We start from the raw sequence: 19,749 nt of genomic DNA, 5'->3' as shown, positions 1-19,749 counted from the left end.
GCCCGGCCGTTGCGGTCAGCCGGCCCGGCCGTCGCCGCCCCAGCGGGCCGTCTCCAACTCGTCGGCGACCTCGGCCGGAGCCACCTCGCCGTCGCGCAGCCGGGCGGTCGCCCGGTCGATCGCCGCACACAGTTGCCGTACCTGTTCGTCCCGCTGCCGGACCAGGTCCGCCTGGGTGGCGAGTTGGCGGTTCTTCACCCAGAGGTCGACGAAGACGCCGACCTTGGCCCGCAGCACCCACGGGTCGAAGGGCTTGATCAGGTAGTCGACCGCGCCGGCGGCGTACCCGCGCAGGGCGAGTTGGGCGTCGCGGTCCGCGGCGGTCAGGAACAGGATCGGTACGTGCCGGGTGCGTTCGCGACGCTTGATGTGGTTGGCCGTCTCAAATCCGTCCATCTCCGGCATCTGCGCGTCCAGCAGGATCACCGCGAAGTCGTCCACCAGCAGCTTCTTCAGCGCGTCCTCGCCGCTCTCCACCGCCACGGCCTGCACCGGCATCCCCTGCAGGATCGCCTCCAGAGCGAGCAGGTTGTCCCGCCGGTCGTCCACCAGAAGTACCTTCGCCGATCCGGCAGTCACGAGTTCAACTCCTCAGCCGCGTTGATCCAGGTCACCATCAGGGTGATCAGTTCGTCCAGGTCCACCGGTTTGGTGATGTAGTCCGTCGCCCCGGCCTGCAGCGCGGACTCCCGGTCACCCGGCATCGCCTTGGCGGTCAGGAAGACCACCGGCAGGTCCGCGAAGCGTTCGTTGCGGCGGATGATCCGGGTCGTCTCGTAACCGTCCTGGTCCGGCATCATCGCGTCCATCAGCACGATGTTCACTTCGGGGCGTTCGGCGAGTTTACGTACGCCGTCGACCCCGTTGTCCGCGTAGATCACGGTCATCCCGTGCAGCTCCAACGCGCTGGTCAGCGCGAAGACGTTGCGGACGTCGTCGTCGATGATCAGTACGGTGGCCCCGTCCAGCCGCCGGGTGGTCGGCGGTTCGGGGCGGTCCACCTCGATCGGCCGGGTCAGCGGTGGCAGCGCGGTGCGGATCGGCGCGGCGGCCGGCAACGGTGCCGGCGGCAGCACCGCGTCGGTGTTGAGCACGTCGGGAACGTACAGCGTGAAGGTGGACCCTTTGCCCGGCACCGACGACACGGAGATCGCGCCGCCGATCAGCCGGGCCAGGTCGCGGCTGATCGACAGGCCGAGCCCGGTGCCGCCGTACCGCCTGCTGGTCGTCCCGTCCGCCTGCTGGAACGCCTCGAAGATCAGGGAGAGCTTGTCGTCGGAGATGCCGATCCCGGTGTCGATCACTGTGAAGGCGACCACCTGGTCGGCGGTGGACAGCGCTGGCTGTTCGAAGGTCAGGTCCTGCGGGGCGGGGGCGATCTGCAGTGTCACCGACCCCGAGTCGGTGAACTTCACCGCGTTGGAGAGCAGGTTGCGCAGGATCTGCTGCAGTCGCTGTGCGTCGGTGACGACCGCCGGGGGCAGGTCCGGCGCCACCTCGACGCGCAGTTCCAGCCCTTTCTCGTCGACCTGCGGTGCGAACGCCTGCTCGACGTACGACCGGATCTCGCCGAACGGCACCTCGGCCGGCTGCACGTCCATCCGGCCGGCCTCGATCTTCGACAGGTCGAGGATGTCGTCGATGAGGGACAGCAGGTCGGAGCCGGCGCTGTGGATGGTCTTGGCGAACTCGATCTGCTTCTCGGTGAGGTTGTCGTCCGGGTTGTCGGCCAGCAGCCGGGCCAGCAGCAGCAGCGAGTTCAACGGGGTACGCAGCTCGTGGCTCATGTTGGCCAGGAACTCCGACTTGTACGCCGAGGCCCGGGACAGCTGCTGGGCCTTTTCCTCCAGGCCGATCCGGGCCAGTTCGATCTCCCGGTTCTTGGTCTCGATGTTGCCCTTCTGCTCGGACAGCAGCCGGGCCTTGTCCTCCAGTTCGGCGTTGGTGCGCTGCAGTTCGGCCGACTGCGCCTGCATCTCGTTGGCCAGCCGCTGCGACTGGGCGAGCAGTTCCTCGGTGCGCTTGTTGGCCTGGATGGTGTTGACCGCGATGCCGATCGTGGCGACCAGCCGCTCCAGGAACGCCAGGTGCAGCTCGGAGAAGGCGGCGACGGAGGCGAACTCGATCACTCCGAGCATTTCGCCTTCGAACAGCACCGGCAGCACCACGTGGTCCCGGGGCGGGATGCTGAGCAGACCGGAGCGCAGGGTGAGCGCCCCGGTGGCGCCGGCGCCGACCCGGATGGTCCGGCGGGAGACGGCGGCCTGGCCGACCAGCCCTTCACCCGGACCAAAAATGATCTTGTGGTCCCGGGCGACATAGCCGTACGCGGCGGTGAGCCCGAGGCGGGTCACCCCGTCGTCGGCGTCGGCGAGGAAGAACGCGCCGAGCTGCGCGTCGACCAGCGGCGTCACCTCATTCATGATCATGCGGCAGACCTCGCCGAGGTCCCGCTGCCCCTGCAGCAGACCACCGATCCGCGCCAGGTTCGAGTCCAGCCAGCCCTGCTCGGCGTTCTTCTTGGTGGTGTCCCGCAAAGTGACAATCATCTGGTTGATGTTGTCCTTCAGCTCGGCGACCTCGCCCTGCGCCTGAACCGTGATGTGCTGGGTCATGTCGCCTCGGGTAACCGAGGTGGAGACCTGGGCGATCGCCCGTAGCTGGGTGGTCAGGGTGGACGCCAACTGGTTGACGTTCTCGGTGAGGTCCCGCCAGGTGCCGGAGACACCCTTGACCTGCGCCTGGCCGCCAAGCTCTCCCTCGGTGCCGACTTCGCGGGCGACGCGGGTGACTTCGTCGGCGAACGACGACAGTTGGTCGACCATGGTGTTGACGGTCGATTTGAGTTCGAGGATCTCGCCCTGTGCGTCGACGGTGATCTTCTGGGAGAGGTCACCCTTGGCGACGGCGGTGGTGACCGAGGCGATGTTGCGGACCTGGCTGGTGAGGTTGGAGGCCATCGAGTTGACGTTGTCGGTGAGGTCGCGCCAGGTGCCGGAGACGCCCTTGACCTGGGCCTGGCCGCCGAGTTTGCCCTCGGTGCCGACTTCGCGGGCGACGCGGGTGACTTCGTCGGCGAACGACGACAGTTGGTCGACCATGGTGTTGACGGTCGATTTGAGTTCGAGGATCTCGCCGCGTGCGTCGACGGTGATCTTCTGTGACAGGTCGCCCTTGGCGACCGCCGTGGAGACCTGGGCGATGTTGCGGACCTGGGCGGTCAGGTTGGAGGCCATCGAGTTGACGTTGTCGGTCAGGTCCCGCCACGTCCCGGCCACCCCGCGCACCTGGGCCTGGCCGCCGAGTTTGCCCTCGGTGCCGACTTCGCGGGCGACGCGGGTGACTTCGTCGGCGAACGACGACAGTTGGTCGACCATGGTGTTGACGGTCGATTTGAGTTCGAGGATCTCGCCGCGTGCGTCGACGGTGATCTTCTGGGAGAGGTCGCCCTTGGCGACGGCGGTGGTGACCGAGGCGATGTTGCGGACCTGGCTGGTGAGGTTGGAGGCCATCGAGTTGACGTTGTCGGTGAGGTCGCGCCAGGTGCCGGAGACGCCCTTGACCTGCGCCTGGCCGCCGAGTTTGCCTTCCGTGCCGACTTCGCGGGCGACGCGGGTGACTTCGTCGGCGAACAGCGACAGTTGGTCGACCATGGTGTTGACGGTCGATTTGAGTTCGAGGATCTCGCCGCGTGCGTCGACGGTGATCTTCTGTGACAGGTCGCCCTTGGCGACCGCCGTGGAGACCTGGGAGATGTTGCGAACCTGACTGGTCAGGTTGCCGGCCAGCTGGTTCACGTTCTGCGTGAGGTCACGCCACGTCCCGGAGAGCCCGCGGACCTGGGCCTGCCCGCCCAGCTTGCCCTCGATACCGACCTCGCGGGCGACCCGGGTGACCTCGTCGGCGAACCACGACAGCTGATCCACCATCGTGTTCACCGTCGACTTCAGTTCGAGGATCTCACCCTGGGCGGCGACGGTGATCTTCTGTGACAGGTCGCCCTTGGCGACCGCCGTGGAGACCTGGGCGATGTTGCGGACCTGGGCGGTCAGGTTCGACGCCATCGAGTTGACGCTGTCGGTCAGGTCCTTCCAGGTGCCGGCCACGTTCGGCACCTGGGCCTGCCCGCCCAGCTTGCCCTCCGTACCGACCTCGCGGGCGACCCGGGTGACCTGCTCGGCGAACAACCGCAGCGTGTCGGTCAGCATGTTGATCGTGTCGGCGAGCTCGGCGACCTCACCCTTGGCCGACACGGTGATCTTCTGCGACAGGTCGCCCCGCGACATCGCGGTGGCCACCTGGGAGATCGACCGGACCTGGTGGGTCAGGTTGGAGGCCATCGAGTTGACGTTGTCGGTCAGGTCCTTCCAGGTGCCGGAGACCCCCTTGACCCGCGCCTGGCCACCCAGCTTGCCCTCGGTGCCCACCTCCCGGGCGACCCGGGTGACCTCGTCGGCGAACGACGACAGCTGGCCGACCATCGTGTTCACCGTCCGGCCGATCCGCAGGAACTCGCCGCGCAGCGGCTGTCCGTCGATCTCCAGCTCCATGTGCTGGGACAGGTCACCTTCGGCGACCGCCCGGATCACCCGGGCGATCTCGGTGGTCGGTCGACCCAGGTCGTCGATCAGCGCGTTGATCGCCTGGTGGTTGTCCGCCCAGGCGCCGCCGAAGCCCTCCTCGTCGAGGCGTTCGCTGAGCCGGCCGTCCCGGCCGACGATCCGGCTGATCCGGCGCAGGTCCAGGTGCTGACGTTCCTGCAGCGAGACCACCTCGTTGAAGGCGTCGGCGACCTCGCCGGCCACCCCGACCCGGCGGGGCAGCCGTACCTTCAGATCCCCCTGCCCCACCCGGCGCAGCGCCTCGGCGAGCTCGGTCAGCAGCGCGGTCTCGTCGATCGCCGGCCGTTGGTCGGAGGACAGCTGTTTCGCGCTGGTCATAACTCCTCGCTCAGCTCTGGGAGTGGGCTGACCTCATCATTGCTCGACTACCGTGGCAGATGCGAGGCGCATGCCCGCACCAATCTGTCAGGGGATCGGAGGAACCGGCAGGTGACAGCAAGGGCCGAGCGTTCCGCCACCGGCACCGGGAGTGAGCATGTCCGGCGGGTTCGCCTGCCGGCCGACCGACGGACCCCGGCCACCGCACGTGCGGTGGTCAGGTCGGTACTGTCCGAAGCTGCCCTGGATGAACTGATCAACGAGGCGCTGCTGCTCACCACCGAGCTGTCCACCAACGCGGTCGTGCACGCCGGCACCGAGCTGATCATCGAGGTGGTGGCCGACCCGGTCGGGCTGACCGTCACGGTCACCGACTTCGCCGCCGGCCCGATCGAGAACGTCGCCGCGCTGCCCCGCAACGAGCGGCAGAACATCTCCGAGGTGTCCGAGCGGGGCCGGGGCCTGCTCCTCGTCGACCACTTCGCCAGCCGGTGGGGCACCACCCACCTGCGCACCGGCAAGGGGGTCTGGTTCCGGCTCGACCGGCACGGCACCCCACCGGCACCGGACGACTGGTTTCCGCCGGTGCCGGCCGGCACCCGGCTGGCACCCGCCGCCGACGATGATCACCACACCCGGCCGCCGGCCGCGCCCAGCGCCGGGACACTCGCCGCGCTGATGCAGGCCGGGCCGGAACCGCATGCCGACGATCCGCTCGCGGACCTGGCCGGCAGCCTGCTCGCCCGGGTCGCGGACCTGGTCGGCGCGGCCGGTGGCACCGTCCGGCTGGACCGTGGCGACGGCAACGGGGTCCAGATCCTGGCGCGGTACGGCCGGCAGCCACGCTCCGGTGAACTGCTGCGCGTACCGCTGACCGTGCACCGGCCGTACTCCGGGGAACTCGAACTCGACGCCGCGCCGTCGGACTACGCCCGGCCACTGGCCGCGCTTGTCGCCGAGCGGCTTTCGCTGCACCTGGAGAACGACCGGCTGCGCCGCGCCGACCTGCGCCGGCAGACCTGGCTGACCTTCCTGGCCGAAGCGAGTGAACTGCTCGCCCAGTCACTCGACGTCGACCTGACGATGGCGCTGATCCCGCAGCTGGTGGTGCCCCGGCTCGGCCGGTGGTGCGCGGTGCACACCGCGGACGAGTGGGGCCAGCTGCAGCTGGCCGCCGCGAGCCACACCGACGAGACGGTCCTGCCCGCGCTGCACGCCACGCTGCGCGAGTCCGGCCCCGACTCGGTGCTGGCCCGGCTGCGGGAGGCGTCGCGCAGCGGATCACAGGTGCCGCTCGGCGCGCCGATGGAGGGCTTCGCCGTACCGCTGGTGGCCCGGGGTCAGCGGCTCGGCACCCTCGCGGTCGGCCGGCACCAACGGCACCGACACGACCCGGACGAGGTGTCGGTCCTGGAAGACGTCGCCCGGCGGGCCGCGCTGGCCATCGACAACGCCCGGATTCATCAGGAACGCAGGCGGGTCGCGCACACCCTGCAACAGTCGCTGCTGCCGCCGGGACTGCCCACCATCGGCGGGATCGGGCTGGCCGCCGAGTACGTGCCCAGCGGCGACGCGGTCGAGGTCGGCGGGGATTTCTACGACGTGGTGCCGCTGTCGGAGGGCCGCTGGCTGGTGGTGGTCGGCGACGTGTCCGGCAAGGGGGTGCAGGCCGCCACCGTCACCGGCCTGGTCCGGGACGTCATCCGGGTGCTGGTACGCGACGGAAAGGCGTTGCCGGAGGTGCTGGCCCGGCTCAACGACACGCTCGTCGAGCGGGGCGGCGGCCGCTACTGCACCCTCGCGATGGCCGCCGTGACGGTGACCGCCGACCACCAGCTGGACGTCCGGCTGCACCTGGCCGGCCACGACCGGCCGGTGCTGATCAGCGGGTACGGGCAGGCCCGGTTCGTCGGTGCCGGCGGCACGGCGCTCGGGCTGCTGGAGGAGATCGTCGCGCCGTCGGTGGATCTCAGTTTGGCACCCGGCGACTCGCTGGTCTTCTACACCGACGGGATCACCGAGCGGCGCAACGGGCGGGAGCTGTTCGGCGCCGAGCGGCTGCGCCGTGCCGCGGCACCGCTGGCCGGCTTCTCCGCCGACGTGGTGGCGGCCCGGCTGCGCACCACGACGCTGGACTTCTCGGTCGAGGCACCTCGCGACGACATCGCGATCCTGGTGGTACGCAACGAGCCGGCGACGAAGGCCGGCCCGGCCGGCCTTCGCCGCCCACCCAGACCAGCGCGTGACCGACTGACCGGGTGACCCGGTCACGACCCGCCGGTGAACCGGCCGGGCGCCAGCCGGTGCTGCGGGTCGAACCGTTGCTTGAGCTCAAGTAGCCGGGGCAGGCCCGGCCGGTGGCCCCAGATGTCGACGGCCTGTCGGACCTCGGCGGGCGCGGTCAGCACCACGCAGCTGCCGCTGCGCGCCAGCAGCACCGACCGAACCGTCGCCAGGGTCTCGGCGACCCGCTCCGGCGTGGTCGACCCGGGAAGTACGGCGTGCACCAGGCCGGTGCCGACCGAACCGCGAACACCGATGGGTGCGCCGACCGCGTCGCGCACCGCGTAGATCGCGGCGTGCAGGTGCGCGGCCGGTACGTCGAGCCGCAGAGCGATGTCGCTGGCGGTAAACGGGTAACGCCGCCACCAGACCGGCGGTCGGGCGGTGTCGACGGCGTCCCCGCCGAGCAGTGCCGCCGCCCGGCCGGCGCGTTGCCGGTTCAGACCCGGCTCGCCCTCGAACAGCACCGCGAGCTGCCCACCGGGCGGCACCTGGGACGGCCGGACGGTGCGCGCGGCGTGTGCCGGCAGGTCCAGCTCGACCGCCACCGGGTGCAGCCCGTCGACGGTCAGCTCGCCGACCAGGTCGCGTACCTCCAGCGGGGTGTGCACGGTACGTCGCACCCAGCGTCGGTCGGCCGGCACCGGCTGCAGCCGGACCGTCGCGGCGACCAGCACCGCCAGGGCCCCCTGCGAACCGCAGAGCAGCTGGGGCGGTTCGTCACCGGCGTCGTCAGTCTCCGACGCCGCCCGGACCAGCCGCCCGGCGGCGTCAACGTAGTCGACCCCGGTGACGTGCCGGCACGGCGGACCGTGCCGGTGGCTCAATGGTCCGGTCTCGTCGGTGGCGACGATCCCGCCGACCGTCGCCGACGCGGAGGGCGGGTCCAGCGGCATCCGCCAGCCGGCCCGGCCGACGGCCTGCTGGGCGGTGTGCAGCGGGGTGCCCGCGCCGACCCGGACGGTGCGTGATCCTGGCGGGCGGTGCCAGACGCCGGCCAGCCGGGAGGTGTCCAGCACGATGTCCACCTGGGACGGTGGAGTCCACCAGTCCAGTTTGCTGCCGGAGCCGCGGGGGATCAGGGTCAGATCCCGGTCGGCGCACAGGCGCAGCACCTCGGCGGTCGCCGAGGCCGTGCCCGGTGCCGCCACCCAACGCGGAGCGGCGGCCGCCACCTCGTCGTCCGGGCCGGCGTCGCGCACGTGCGCGGCACCACAGATCTCAGCCAGTCGAGCGGCCACGTCCTGAATCACCGTCGAGTCACCCCCCGCGCTGATCGTACACGTGTTCTAATCGATCCGGATTGGCCGTGCGGCGTGCCGCCGCGACCGGGCGGCCCGCTCCGGGCGGTACCGTGGCCGGGTGACGACCCAGACACCGGTTCCGCCGACCGCCAAGCGTGTCCCGACCGAGCGCGTCCACCACGGCGACACGGTCGTCGACGACTACGCCTGGCTCGCCGCCAAGGACGACCCGGACACGATCGCCTACCTGCAGGCGGAGAACGCCTACACCGAGGGTGCCACGGCACACCTCGCCGCGCTGCGCGAAACACTGTTCGGCGAGACGAAGCGGCGTACCCAGGAGACCGACCTGTCGGTGCCGACCCGCAAGGGCGACTACTGGTACTACACCCGGACCGTCGAAGGCCAGCAGTACGGCATCCACTGCCGGCTTGCCGTCCGGCCCGGCGATTCGGCCCCGCCGGCCACTGTCGACGGCGTGTCGATCGACGGCGAGGAGATCCTGCTCGACGGCAACGCCCTCGCCGAGGGGCATGACTTCTTCGCGATGGGCACCTTCGACGTCAGCCCGGACGGCCGCTGGCTGGCGTACTCCACCGACTTCTCCGGCGACGAGCGCTTCACCCTGCGGATCAAGGACCTGGCCACCGGCGAGGTGCTGCCCGACGAGGTGCCGTCGACCTTTTACGGCACCGCCTGGTCGGCCGACGGCAGCGCGCTGTTCTACCTGACCGTGGACGACGCGTGGCGGCCGTACCGGGTCTGGCGCCACCAGATCGGCACCGGCGCGGACCGCGACGTCATCGTCCACCAGGAGGACGACGAGCGGTTCTGGGTCGGCGTCGAGCTGACCCGCTCCGAGCGGTTCATCCTGATCGACGCGCACAGCAAGACCACCAGCGAGGTACGGGCACTGCCGGCCACCGACCCGACCGCCGAGCCTGTGGTCATCGCCCCGCGCCGGCAGGGGGTGGACTACTCGGTCGAACACCATGGGCACCGGTTCCTGATCCTGCACAACGACGGCGCGGAGGACTTCGCCCTCGCGTACACCTCTGTGGACGCCCCCGGCGACTGGGTGCCGCTGATCGGGCACACCCCCGGCACCCGGCTCGAATCGGTGGACGCGTTCGCCAACCACCTGGTGGTGTCGCTGCGTACTGACGGACTGACCGGGCTGCGGGTGCTCCCGGTCGGCAGTACCGACACCTTCGACATCGAGTTCCCCGAGCCGATCTACAGCGTCGGGCTGGACGCCAACCCCGAGTACACCACCACCAGCCTGCGGATCCGCTACACCTCGCTGATCACCCCCGACTCCATCTACGACTACGACCTGGTCACCCGCGACCTGGCGCTGCGCAAGCGCAAGCCGGTGCTCGGCGGCTACGACCCGGCCGGCTACGAGCAGCACCGGGAATGGGCGGTCGCCGACGACGGCACCCGGGTGCCGATCTCGGTGGTGTGCCGCGCCGGGACTCCCCGGGACGGTTCCGCGCCGTGCGTGATCTACGGGTACGGGTCGTATGAGATCAGCATGGACCCGTGGTTCTCGGTGCCCCGGCTGTCGTTGCTGGACCGTGGCGTGGTGTTCGCTGTCGCGCACGTGCGGGGCGGCGGTGAGCTGGGCCGGCGTTGGTACGACGACGGCAAGATGATGGCCAAGAAGAACTCGTTCACCGACTTCGTGGCCTGCGCCCGACATCTGGTGAAGGCGGGCTGGACCACCTCGGACCGGCTGATCGCCCGGGGCGGTTCAGCCGGCGGGCTGCTGATGGGCGCGGTGGTCAACCTCGCCCCGGACGCGTTCGGCGGGATCGTGGCGCAGGTGCCGTTCGTGGACGCGCTGAACACGATCCTCGACCCGACGCTGCCGTTGACGGTCACCGAGTGGGAGGAATGGGGCAACCCTCTGGAGGACCCCGACGTGTACGCGTACATGCGCTCGTACACCCCGTACGAGAACGTCGCCGCCGTCGACTACCCGCCGATCCTGGCCGTGACCAGCCTCAACGACACCCGGGTCTTCTACCACGAGCCGGCGAAGTGGGTGGCGAAACTGCGCGCGGTGGCTCCCGGCGGGTCGTACCTGCTGAAGACGGAGATGGGTGCCGGTCACGGCGGCCCGAGCGGGCGCTACGACGCCTGGCACGAGGAGGCCTTCGTCACGGCCTGGATCCTGGACCGGGTGGGGCTGGCCGGCTGACCCGGCCGGCGGACGGGACCCGCCGTCGCCGCGATGACGTCGGTCGCGGCGGGTTCCCGACGGCCTGGGATTATGGTTGCTGAGCAAGGAACTCCCGGTCCTGCGCGGACGACAGCAAGTGGAGTACCGTTCGAGCGGAATGGCTGGAGGTCTCGAATGTCCCTGACGGTGCAGACGGAGCAGCGTGGCGACGTCGTCGTCGTGTCGGTCGGTGGTGAGTTGGACATGGCCACCGCACCCCAGCTCCAGGACCAGATAACGGATCTACTGGACAAAGGTCGCAGTCGGCTGGTCTTCGATCTGGCCGACGTGTCGTTCTGCGACTCCACCGGTCTGTCGGTCTTCGTCCGGGCGAAGAACGGGTGCGACGAGGCCGGCGGCGTCGTCCGGCTCGCCGCGCCGCAGCGCGGGGTGCTGCGCATCCTGGAGGTCAGCGGCCTGGTCGAGGTCCTGCAGACCTTCCCGAGCGTCGACGAAGCGGTCTCGGCGCCACAGCCGGCTGCGGCCGACTGACCGAGGCGGTGCCCGCCTCGTCCTCGATCCAGCGGGGCCGGGCGATCGCCCAGCCCGTACCGGTCTGCACCAGCAGCGCCACACCGAGCAGCGCGATCGGCACCAACCAGCCGCCGGTCTGCTCGTACAGCAGACCGACCGAGAGCGGGCCGAGCGCGGCGATCAGGTAACCGGTGCTCTGGGTGAACGCCGACAACGACACCACGCCGGCCCCGGTCCGCGCCCGGAGCCCGACCATCGCCAGCGCCAGCGGGAAGGTGCCCTGACCGAGCGCGAGCAGCACCATCCACACCAGGGCACCCTGGTACGGCAGCCAGAGCAGCCCCGCGTAGCTGAGTGCGGACGCCACGGTGGTGCCGAGCACAAGCGGCCGCAGGCTCGACATCCGGGTGGCCAGCGTCGGCATCAGCAGCGCGATCGGCACAGCGACCGCAGTGACCCCGGCCAGCAGCAGCCCGGCGGTCTCCGGTCGGAAACCGGCGTCGCGAAACACCTGCGCCAGCCAACCCATCTGGGCGTACGCGCCGAACGACTGTGCGCCGAAGAAGCCGGCCATCAGCCAACCGAGCCGGGTCCGGCCCGGTCGGATCACGGCCGTCGCGCCCGGCCGTGCCAGCGGTCGCTCGCCGACGGTGCCGGGCGTGCCGGTCGCCGGGCGTCGTCGGTCCCGCCAGGCGACCGGCACCCAGAACGCTGCGGCGGCGACGGCGATCAGCGCCCAGAAGCCGAGCCCGGCCCGCCAGCTGCCGGCCGCGTGGGCGATCGGGACCGCGGTACCGGCCGACACCGACGCACCGATCGTCAACGACATCATGTACGCGCCGGTGACCAGGCCGGCCCGGTGCGGGAAGTATTGCCGGACCAGCATCGGCAGCAGCACGTTCGCCACCGCGATTCCGGCCAGGGCCAGGGCGCTGGTCGCCACGAACAACCAGGCGGAGCTGATGGTGACCCGGAGCAGTTGACCGGTGGCGAGCGCCGCCATCGAGGCCACCAGCAGCCGCGGTGGCGAGAATCGGCGGACCAGCCACGGGGTGAACGCGCCGACCGAGGCGAAGGCCAACGCCGGCAGCATGGTCACCACGCCGGCCAGCAGGCCGGACAGTGCCAGGCCGGTACGGACCTCGTCCAGCAGCGGGCCGAGGCTGGTGATCGCGAGCCGCAGGTTGAGCGCGACGAGGATCATCGCGATCAGCACCACGACTGTGCCACGCCGGGCGGCCCCGGTGGTCGCCGTCCCGGCCGGTGCAGTGGCCGGCACCGGCTGGATCCGCCCAGTCGTGGTTGGCCCAGTCGTGCTTGGCCCCGACACGGCCCGCCCCGATGAGGTCTGCCTCGGCGTGGTCGACCCCGGTGCGGTCCGGGTAGCCGGGCGGCCGGTGAGGGCGGTTGGCGGAGTCATGTCGACCATCCTAAAATCATGGGATGATTTATGGTCGGGTGATGTAGCGGATGACACCCTCGGCAGCTTCCCCGTCGGCACCTGCCGGCCGGTCCGGCACTTCCCGCAGGTCCCGGCAGACTCTGGTCCGCCAGGCGATCGACTCGTTGCGCGAGCAGATCGCCGCCGGCGACTGGCCGCTCGGCACCCGGATCCCGACCGAACCACGGCTGGCCGAGGCGCTCGGCGTCGGGCGCAACACGGTCCGGGAGGCGGTACGCGCGTTGGTGCACGCCGGCGTGCTGGAGTGCCGACAAGGCTCCGGCACCTATGTGATCTCCACCGACGAGTTGGCCGGTGCGGTGGCCCGCCGCTGTGCCTCCGCCGAGTGGCGGGAGACCGTGGAGGTCCGCCGGGCGTTCGAGGTCGAGGCGGCCCGGCTGGCGGCGCAGCGGCGTACCCCGTCGGACGTGGCGTCGCTGGACGCAGCGCTGGCCGACCGCGAGGCGGCCTGGCGCGGGGGCGACCTGGCCCGGTTCGTCGACGCGGACCTGACGCTGCACCGGGCGATCATGGCCGCCGCACACAACGTGATGCTGTCCGAGCTGTACGACTCGATCGGCGCTGCGATGCGGGCCACCGTCGCCGAGGCGGTCGGCCCGGACCTGCACCCGGACCGGCACGTCGACCACGCCCGGCTGGTTGCGGCGATCCGCGACGGTGACCCGGAGCGGGCGGCCAGCGAGGCGGCCGCCTACCTCGGCACCGACTGACTCGCGACGCTCACGCAAGACTGACCCCGCGACCCTCACGCCCCGAGGGCCGGACCCCGGGGGGCGGGGCCCGGCCCTCGTGCTGACCAGCGGCGTTGCGCGGTAGTGCCGCGCTGCGGCGCGCTGCTTCGGTGCTGCTGCGGATCGGTGCGGTGGGTCAGCTGTTCCAGTGCTGGGCGACCAGCTCGGCGGCCTGGGTCTCCCACTGCGCGTAGTGGAACGGGAACGCCGACACCTGGACGGTCTGGGCGGCCTCGGTCAGCGGCATGTCCTGCCAGCCGTCGACGGCCCTGAGCCCGTTCAGGAACGCGGTGGTGGAGTACTCGACGTCGGTGATCTGCTCGACGGTGCCCCAACCCGACGACGGGCGCTGCTGGAACAGGCCCTGCGAGTCGTGGTCGTTGCGGTCACCGAGGTGGCCGAGGTTCTCCAGCTTGGACTCCTGCAGGGCGGTGGCGATGGCGACCACGGCGGCCCGCTCGTGCATGCCGGCCTTCTTCGTGGCGGCGATGATGCCCTTGACGTTGTCGGTCTGCTCGCCGGACAGGGTGATGCGGGACTGTTCGCCCTGCACGCCGTGCGGGGTCAACTTGCCGGTGTCGACGCGGTCGCCGGTGTCGACGCGGTCGCTGGTGGCGCCGGTGTCACTCGTGGTGACGGCGGTGTCCGTGGTGGCAGCCCGGACGCCGGGGGTGTGCTGGGCGGCCAGAGCGGGGGCGGCGATCGCGCCGCCGGCCATGGCCAGCCCGGCGATGCCGAGGGCGGTGTTCCGCAGCTTGTCGCGGAGGGTACCGGTGATGATCGTGTTCATGGGGGGTCCACCTCTCCGTGCCGGGGGATCGCCGTTCCAGGTGGTGCGGGGGCGGACCATGCACAACGACAGCCGGTCACCAGGCATTCCACCCCGTGGCCGGGGTCGGGCAGCGGGGCGTGCGCCGGCGGGGCGGGCAGCTCGTCGCGGTAGGTTGTCGACCGATATTCCGCTCAGCTGCCGGGAGTGCCCCTCATGATCAACGGCTTCAAGAATTTCATCCTGCGCGGGAACGTTGTCGACCTGGCGGTCGGCATCGTCATCGGTGCGGCGTTCACCGCCGTGGTGACCCAGTTGACCAAGTCGTTCCTGGAGCCGTTCATCAGGCTGCTGGCCGTACTGCTGACCGGCGAGGAGGGCATCGGCGGTGCTGGGTTCACGGTCCGTGGCGTCGTCTTCGACTGGCCGGCCTTCGTCAACGCGGTGATCACCTTCGTGCTCACCGCCGCCGCGCTGTACTTCCTGGTCGTCATGCCGATGAACCGGCTCGCGGAGCGTCGGCGTCGGGGCGAGGAGCCGCCGCCGGCCGCGCCGAGCGAGGAAATCAAGTTGCTGACCGAGATCCGGGACGCCCTGGTGACCCGCCGCACCGACCGGTGATTCAAAGAGCTATCCGTGGTTGCCTTGTTACTCCCAGCACTTGAAAAGTGGCGGCGACGGGACGTGATCTGCGTGACACTTGACGCATGGAGCAGCTAGCCGGGATCACGTCCCAGGACTGCGCAACCCCTACCCGACCTGTCGCCGACCTTGGCCGACCGACCGCCCAGCCCGCTGGTGGGCGGGCGGTAGCCACCCTTGTCCGACCCCGCTGCGACGACCCCACCTGCGGTACCTGCTACCAGCGGCCGGAGACGGACTGACCGCCGTGCCCGGGTCGGTCGCCCGATCCGGTGGCCACCCGCCACTGCCGTATCCTCTCGAACAGATGTTCGATAGGGTCCGTCGGGTGGAGCAGCGTAAACACTGGTGGAACGGCAGTTGGGGACGGCTGGCCCGGCGGGACGTGTTCCTCCGCGCCGACGCCGACAGGTGGTTCGTCGAGGCCCGGGTCGGCGGCGCCGAGGGCAGGTCCCGGTTCACCGAGTACGACACCGAGGAGTCCGCGTACGACGCGGTCCGTCGCCTGATCGACGGCCCCGGCGCCTGGCGCGAGGTCTCCGACGGACGGTTTGTCGCACGCCGACACGGGGAACCGGACGTCCATGAACGCGGCTGACGCATCTGTGACAGACCGGATCACCACCGGCATGCCGGTGGTCGACGCACGGGGCGAGAAGATCGGCACGGTCGCCCTGGTCCGTCCGGCGGATCCGAACGCGGTGACGGTCGAAGGCGCCGTCGATCCGCAGGACGCGATCGGTGACGAGGTGCCCCACCCGGAGGTGGGCGACGAGCCAGCCACCGCGCCCGACGTGGCGGCCCGGCTGCTACGTACCGGCTTCATCAAGATCAGCACGACGGAGCCGGCGGCGCTGCCGGGCGGTGTCGGCTACGCCAGCGTCGAACAGTTGGCGGCGGTCGACGCCGGGGTGGTCCGTCTAGCGGTGCCCCGGTCCGAGGTGACACCACCGGCCTGACCGGCGGTATGGTCACTGACCGGACCGACAGGTGGGTGGCGGGTCCGGCGGGTGGTCCGCGACGGTGGGAGGCGACGTGGCGCGCGGTGGTGTCTTCTGCATCGAGGGGCAGTGGCATCGCGACCTGAACGAGCGCGGCTCGGTGCTGCCGACCCTGGAGCTGCTGGAACGGCTCAGCCGGATCCGGTTCATCCACCGCGACGCCGCCACCCCCGACGAACTCGCCTACTTCCTGGACCGCTGGCTGCTGCGCCAGTACGCCGACTACCGGGTCGGCTTCTTCGCCATGCACGGCGAGCCGACCAAACTGTGCCTGACCGAACGGCACCACGTCGACCTGGACGACGTGGCCGAGCAGATGGCCGGCCGGTGCGCCGGCAAGCGGCTGTACTTCGGCAGCTGTTCGGTGCTGCGCGCCTCCGACGCCCGGATGCGCGAGTTCCTCGCCACCACCGGGGCCTCGCTGATCTGCGGCTACACCCGGGAGGTCGACTGGGTGGAGTCGGCGGCGTTCGAGACGGTGCTGCTCGACGTGCTCGCCAACGGGGTCTACAACAACGCCGCCGAGCTGCGGATGGGCTCGTCGCACTGGGCGCCACTGGCGGCGTACCTGGGCTTCCGGATCGTCTACGCCAACGGCCGGACCTGGCGCCCGGCCGGCCGACAACGCGCGTCAGCCGGCCGGCAGCCGGGACCGGCGGGGCCCGAGCAGGCAGCAACCGGCACCCAGCAGGTGCCGATACAGGGCGGCAGGGCCAGGAGCGGCGCGCGGAGCAGGCCTTCGGGCATCGCACGGAAAGATCGATAGCGAGCCAGGTCCACCTGGCCGAATCTGCTTGCGGTCGAGCGCGATTCTCCGCCGATTCCGCCGTTTCATGACACTGGTCATGATCAATTGAGAAGTGGTCGGGCGGGTGCTGTCGAGTTGTCGACTTCCACCCTGGACTGTGACGCGCCGATGCCGGAGGATCGGGGGCGTGAGTTTCGCTTCTTGAATCTGTGAGGTGACACGTTGAGCGATCCGAATGAATTTCGACAAGTGCTGAAGCAAATGCGAATGCAGCTCGGGATGTCTCAGGATGCGCTCGGTGCGGAGGTGCACATCAGTGGTTCCCAGATCGGGAACTACGAGTCAGGGCGGCCGATCCCACCCGACGACGTGCTGGCTGGCCTGGTCGCTGTGCTCAAGGCGGGGCCCGAGCTGCAGGAGCTTGCCGAGCGGGCACGCGGTGAGGCGGTCGCGCCCTGGCTACGGTCCTGGGTGGAGAACGAGCGCCGAGCGGCCATCATGCGTACCTGCCATGCCAATCTCGTCCCCGGGCTGCTGCAGACCGAGGCGTACGCCCGGTCGGTGATCGCGGCCGGGCCGCACACCGAGGTCCAGGTCGAGGAGATTACCCGGGAACGGATGGCGCGGCAGGCGGCGACCCTGGGTCGCGAGGATCCGTTGCTGTTGCACGCGATCATCGGCGAGGCGGCGCTGCGGATCGGTGACTCGGTGATCATGAAAGAGCAGCTGGATCACCTGGTCGGGGTGGGATTCCTCCCCAACGTCGTGGTGCGGGTGGTGCCGTTCTCGGCAGGGCCGCATCCCGCGCTGACCGGCGCGTTCGAGATCGCCACCCTGATCGAGGGAGCAACCGTCGTCTACCGGGACAGCGTCGACGAGGGAGAGGTGGTCACCGGGCTTGCGACCGTACGCAACGTGCAGCGAGCATGGGAGTTGGTGTCCGCACGGGCGCTACCGTGTGACCTGTCCCGTGACCTGATGATGAGGGTGGTCGATGACCATGAGCACCGAATTGAACTGGCGAAAGAGCACCCGGAGCGGCACTAACGGCGGGTCCTGCGTGGAGGTGGCCGATAACCAGCCGGGTCGGGTGTACGTCCGGGACACGAAGGACCGCGACGGCGGAACGCTGGCCTTCGTGCCGGCGGCCTGGCGTGGGTTCGTCGACCTGGCCAAGCGGGCCGGCTCCGCAAGCTGACCGTATCAAGATCAGGTGAGCGCTATGGACCTCACCCCGCTGTTGAGAGGTCCATAGCGCTCACCTGATCTTGGGATGTCGGTCGGGTCAGCCGCCCACCAGCCGAAGCTCGTCGTGCAGACTGCGGGCGACGTACGCCATCGAGGCCTCGGCCGCCGGCTGCACCATCGCCGGCACCCGGGATTCGGTCAGCGCGGCGACCGCGTAGATCTGGCCGTTGGCGTGTTCCACGACGCCGATCTCGTGCCGCAGGTTGAGCAGGGTGCCGGTCTTCGACGACCAGCGGGCAGCATCGGAGCTGAAGTCGGGCGCGAGTCGCTGTCGCAGCACGTTGTCACCCATCAGTTCGCGGACCCGGCCGGCAACCTGTTGGTTCATCGTGGCCGGCAGCCAGAGTTCGTGCAGGAGGTCGACGAAGGCGCGGGCCGATCCGGTACTGGCCCGGCTGACGTCGAGTTGGGCGACCGGGTGGCCGTGACCGGCGGTTGCCGCGCCGATGGCCAACGACTGCGCCAGGTGACTCTCCTGCGGGGCGAACCGTTCGGCAGGGGTGTCGGTCAGGTCACTGATCGGGTGCCGGACGATAATTCCGGACAACCCGAGCCGGCGCAGCCCGATGGTGACCTCCGCTGGCGGCGTGAGGTCGAACAACGCGTCGGCGGCGGCACCGTCGCTGATCGCCGTACTGAGATAGAGCAGGTCCTCGAGGGCCACCGTGGCCGGGTGGCGGAACTTGCTCAACCCGGTCGGGCCGGGCACAGCGACCCGGTTCGGGCGCACCAGGGTCGGCGCCGCCGGATCGAGTTCCCCCCGGTGGATCCGGTCCAACGTGACTACCGCCAGTGGGACCTTGACCAGCGATGCCGCCGGGAACTCCAGGTCGGGGTCGATGCCAAGTTCGTCGCCGGTACGCAGATCTCGGACCAGGACGGAGCCACGGAGTCCCGCCTCGTCGAGGGTGGCTCGTGCCAGCCGCAGCACCTTGGCGACGCCCATACCTTCCTCACCGTTGCTCGTCGGGCGGGGCACCGAGGCAGGTCCGCACTACGGCGTCCGGTAGGTCGTGCAACCGCCGGGCGTCCTCGGCCAACCCGGCCGCGATGTCGTAGCCTCGGGCGAACACCTGCTCGCCGATCGGGTGCCAGCGCAGCCCGAGATCCCGGGCCTGACTGGCCGAGCAGAGCAACAAGTCGCCGCTGTCGCCGCCGTACACGTCGGCGAGCGCGGCGACGAGTCCGGTGGCGATCCTGACCTGCGCGGGTGCCAGACCAACGGACTGGGCGAGGCGGACCATCCGATCCCGTACATGCGGGACGTCGTCTTCAGGCTGAATCCAGATCCGGTTGCCGGCCCGGTCACGCCGAAACCGACCAGGGCGCAGCGCGGCGAGGAAGATCGGGTCGGCGGCGTCGCCGGTGGAGCCGTCGGACGAGCCGGCAAGCCCCAGCGGTACCTGCCACCGGCTGCCGTCGGGTGCCACGGCGAGCAGCGCCGCGCGTACCTCCAAGCCGTGGACCAGGTCGGCGCGCTCCGCCGGATCGGCGGGGACCAGATCCAGTTGCAGGCCGTCGGTCCGGGCTTCGGTGACCAACCGGGCCAGCCGCCGGGGCGGGCAGATCGCCGGAACGGCCAGCCGGAGCGGGCGCAGTCGGGCCTGCTCGGCGTTGTGTTCCAGGGTGTCCGCGAAGTCGACCAAGCGCCGGGCCGAGGGCAGCACGTCCCGCCCGAAGGCGGTCAGGGTGACGGCGCGTGACGAGCGGTCGAACAGCCGGGCACCGAGGTGCTGTTCGAGGGTGGCGATCCGCCGGCTGGCCACGGACTGCGGGATGCGGGCCGCCGCAGCGCCGATGGTGAAGCTGCCGTGGGCGCTGACCGCAACGAAAGCCCGGCAGGCGGCCACCACGTCCACGGCAGCTGATTCTATGCCCGGTTCTATGCCGAATCAGCATCAGAACGCGCACCGTCGTCTTTTACCGCATCCGACTCCTCTGCCAGGCTGACTGACATCCCAAGTGCACCTGGAAAGGATG

The 19,749-nt window shown here is 70.4% G+C and carries 15 protein-coding genes and 2 pseudogenes; 10 read left to right on the top strand and 7 right to left on the bottom strand.

Translation table 11 applies throughout. The features are described 5' to 3' along the window. Positions 1–15 precede the first annotated feature (15 nt). Positions 16–579: a response regulator gene (locus O7610_RS19905; RefSeq protein WP_281552161.1), complete on the bottom strand. Its 564-nt coding sequence runs from the start codon at positions 577–579 to the stop codon at positions 16–18. Then, entirely contained in the window at positions 576–4,940 is a 4,365-nt protein-coding gene (locus O7610_RS19900) for a hybrid sensor histidine kinase/response regulator (protein WP_289211521.1), read from the bottom strand. The genes O7610_RS19905 and O7610_RS19900 overlap by 4 nt, the downstream gene beginning before the upstream one ends. Before the next feature lie 111 nt (positions 4,941–5,051). Between O7610_RS19900 and O7610_RS19895 the strand changes: the two are divergent. Beyond that, positions 5,052–7,130, top strand: a pseudogene (locus O7610_RS19895) (SpoIIE family protein phosphatase); the annotation flags it as partial. 77 nt (positions 7,131–7,207) lie between these two features. Here O7610_RS19895 and O7610_RS19890 read toward each other — a convergent pair. Next, on the bottom strand, positions 7,208–8,476 hold the full coding sequence (locus tag O7610_RS19890; RefSeq protein WP_289211520.1) for an FAD-binding oxidoreductase: 1,269 nt from the start codon (positions 8,474–8,476) through the stop codon (positions 7,208–7,210). Between the two features lie 109 nt (positions 8,477–8,585). Between O7610_RS19890 and O7610_RS19885 the strand changes: the two genes are divergently transcribed. Further along, positions 8,586–10,673 (top strand): S9 family peptidase, encoded by a 2,088-nt coding sequence (locus tag O7610_RS19885; RefSeq protein ID WP_281552158.1) that lies wholly within the window; start codon positions 8,586–8,588, stop codon positions 10,671–10,673. A gap of 156 nt (positions 10,674–10,829) precedes the next feature. Further along, entirely contained in the window at positions 10,830–11,186 is a 357-nt protein-coding gene (locus O7610_RS19880) for an STAS domain-containing protein (protein ID WP_281552157.1), read from the top strand. Here the strand turns inward: O7610_RS19880 and O7610_RS19875 are convergent. Next, positions 11,104–12,456, bottom strand: a complete 1,353-nt coding sequence (locus tag O7610_RS19875) for a CynX/NimT family MFS transporter (protein ID WP_502959114.1) — start codon at positions 12,454–12,456, stop codon at positions 11,104–11,106. The genes O7610_RS19880 and O7610_RS19875 overlap by 83 nt on opposite strands. Positions 12,457–12,638: 182 nt before the next feature. On the opposite strand from O7610_RS19875, the gene O7610_RS19870 reads away from it, so the two are divergent. Beyond that, positions 12,639–13,340, top strand: coding sequence for a FadR/GntR family transcriptional regulator (locus O7610_RS19870; protein ID WP_289211518.1), 702 nt, complete (start codon positions 12,639–12,641; stop codon positions 13,338–13,340). A gap of 157 nt (positions 13,341–13,497) precedes the next feature. Here O7610_RS19870 and O7610_RS19865 read toward each other — a convergent pair whose 3' ends face one another. Then, positions 13,498–14,151, bottom strand: a complete 654-nt coding sequence (locus O7610_RS19865) for a hypothetical protein (RefSeq protein ID WP_289211517.1) — start codon at positions 14,149–14,151, stop codon at positions 13,498–13,500. 195 nt (positions 14,152–14,346) lie between these two features. Here O7610_RS19865 and mscL point away from each other — a divergent pair, with 195 nt between their 5' ends. The 6 genes and pseudogenes from mscL (at position 14,347) to O7610_RS19835 (ending at position 17,719) form a co-directional block, all read left to right on the top strand. After that, a complete protein-coding gene (mscL, locus tag O7610_RS19860) occupies positions 14,347–14,751 on the top strand; it encodes a large conductance mechanosensitive channel protein MscL (protein ID WP_281552153.1) in 405 nt (134 codons plus the stop codon). Between the two features lie 328 nt (positions 14,752–15,079). Then, entirely contained in the window at positions 15,080–15,370 is a 291-nt protein-coding gene (locus O7610_RS19855; RefSeq protein ID WP_278173204.1) for a hypothetical protein, read from the top strand. 7 nt (positions 15,371–15,377) lie between these two features. Next, a complete protein-coding gene (locus O7610_RS19850; protein WP_281552152.1) occupies positions 15,378–15,731 on the top strand; it encodes a hypothetical protein in 354 nt (117 codons plus the stop codon). A 76-nt stretch (positions 15,732–15,807) separates the two neighbouring features. Beyond that, positions 15,808–16,443: pseudogene (locus tag O7610_RS19845) on the top strand (DUF6642 family protein); the annotation flags it as partial. 327 nt (positions 16,444–16,770) lie between these two features. Further along, on the top strand, positions 16,771–17,568 hold the full coding sequence (locus O7610_RS19840; protein WP_289211516.1) for a helix-turn-helix domain-containing protein: 798 nt from the start codon (positions 16,771–16,773) through the stop codon (positions 17,566–17,568). Then, positions 17,522–17,719 (top strand): DUF397 domain-containing protein, encoded by a 198-nt coding sequence (locus O7610_RS19835; protein ID WP_416591171.1) that lies wholly within the window; start codon positions 17,522–17,524, stop codon positions 17,717–17,719. The genes O7610_RS19840 and O7610_RS19835 overlap by 47 nt, the downstream gene beginning before the upstream one ends. A gap of 87 nt (positions 17,720–17,806) precedes the next feature. Here the strand turns inward: O7610_RS19835 and O7610_RS19830 are convergent, their stop codons facing one another. Both O7610_RS19830 and O7610_RS19825 read right to left on the bottom strand, forming a co-directional pair. After that, the gene (locus O7610_RS19830) at positions 17,807–18,715 is read right to left on the bottom strand and encodes a serine hydrolase (RefSeq protein WP_289211515.1); all 909 of its coding nucleotides are present in this window, start codon (positions 18,713–18,715) and stop codon (positions 17,807–17,809) included. Between the two features lie 7 nt (positions 18,716–18,722). Beyond that, the gene (locus O7610_RS19825) at positions 18,723–19,628 is read right to left on the bottom strand and encodes a LysR family transcriptional regulator (protein WP_281552148.1); all 906 of its coding nucleotides are present in this window, start codon (positions 19,626–19,628) and stop codon (positions 18,723–18,725) included. Positions 19,629–19,749 lie beyond the last annotated feature (121 nt).

It is taken from the genome of Solwaraspora sp. WMMA2065 (assembly GCF_030345075.1).
Taxonomy (GTDB): Bacteria; Actinomycetota; Actinomycetes; order Mycobacteriales; family Micromonosporaceae; genus Micromonospora_E.
This window is presented reverse-complemented; position numbering and strand designations above follow the sequence as displayed.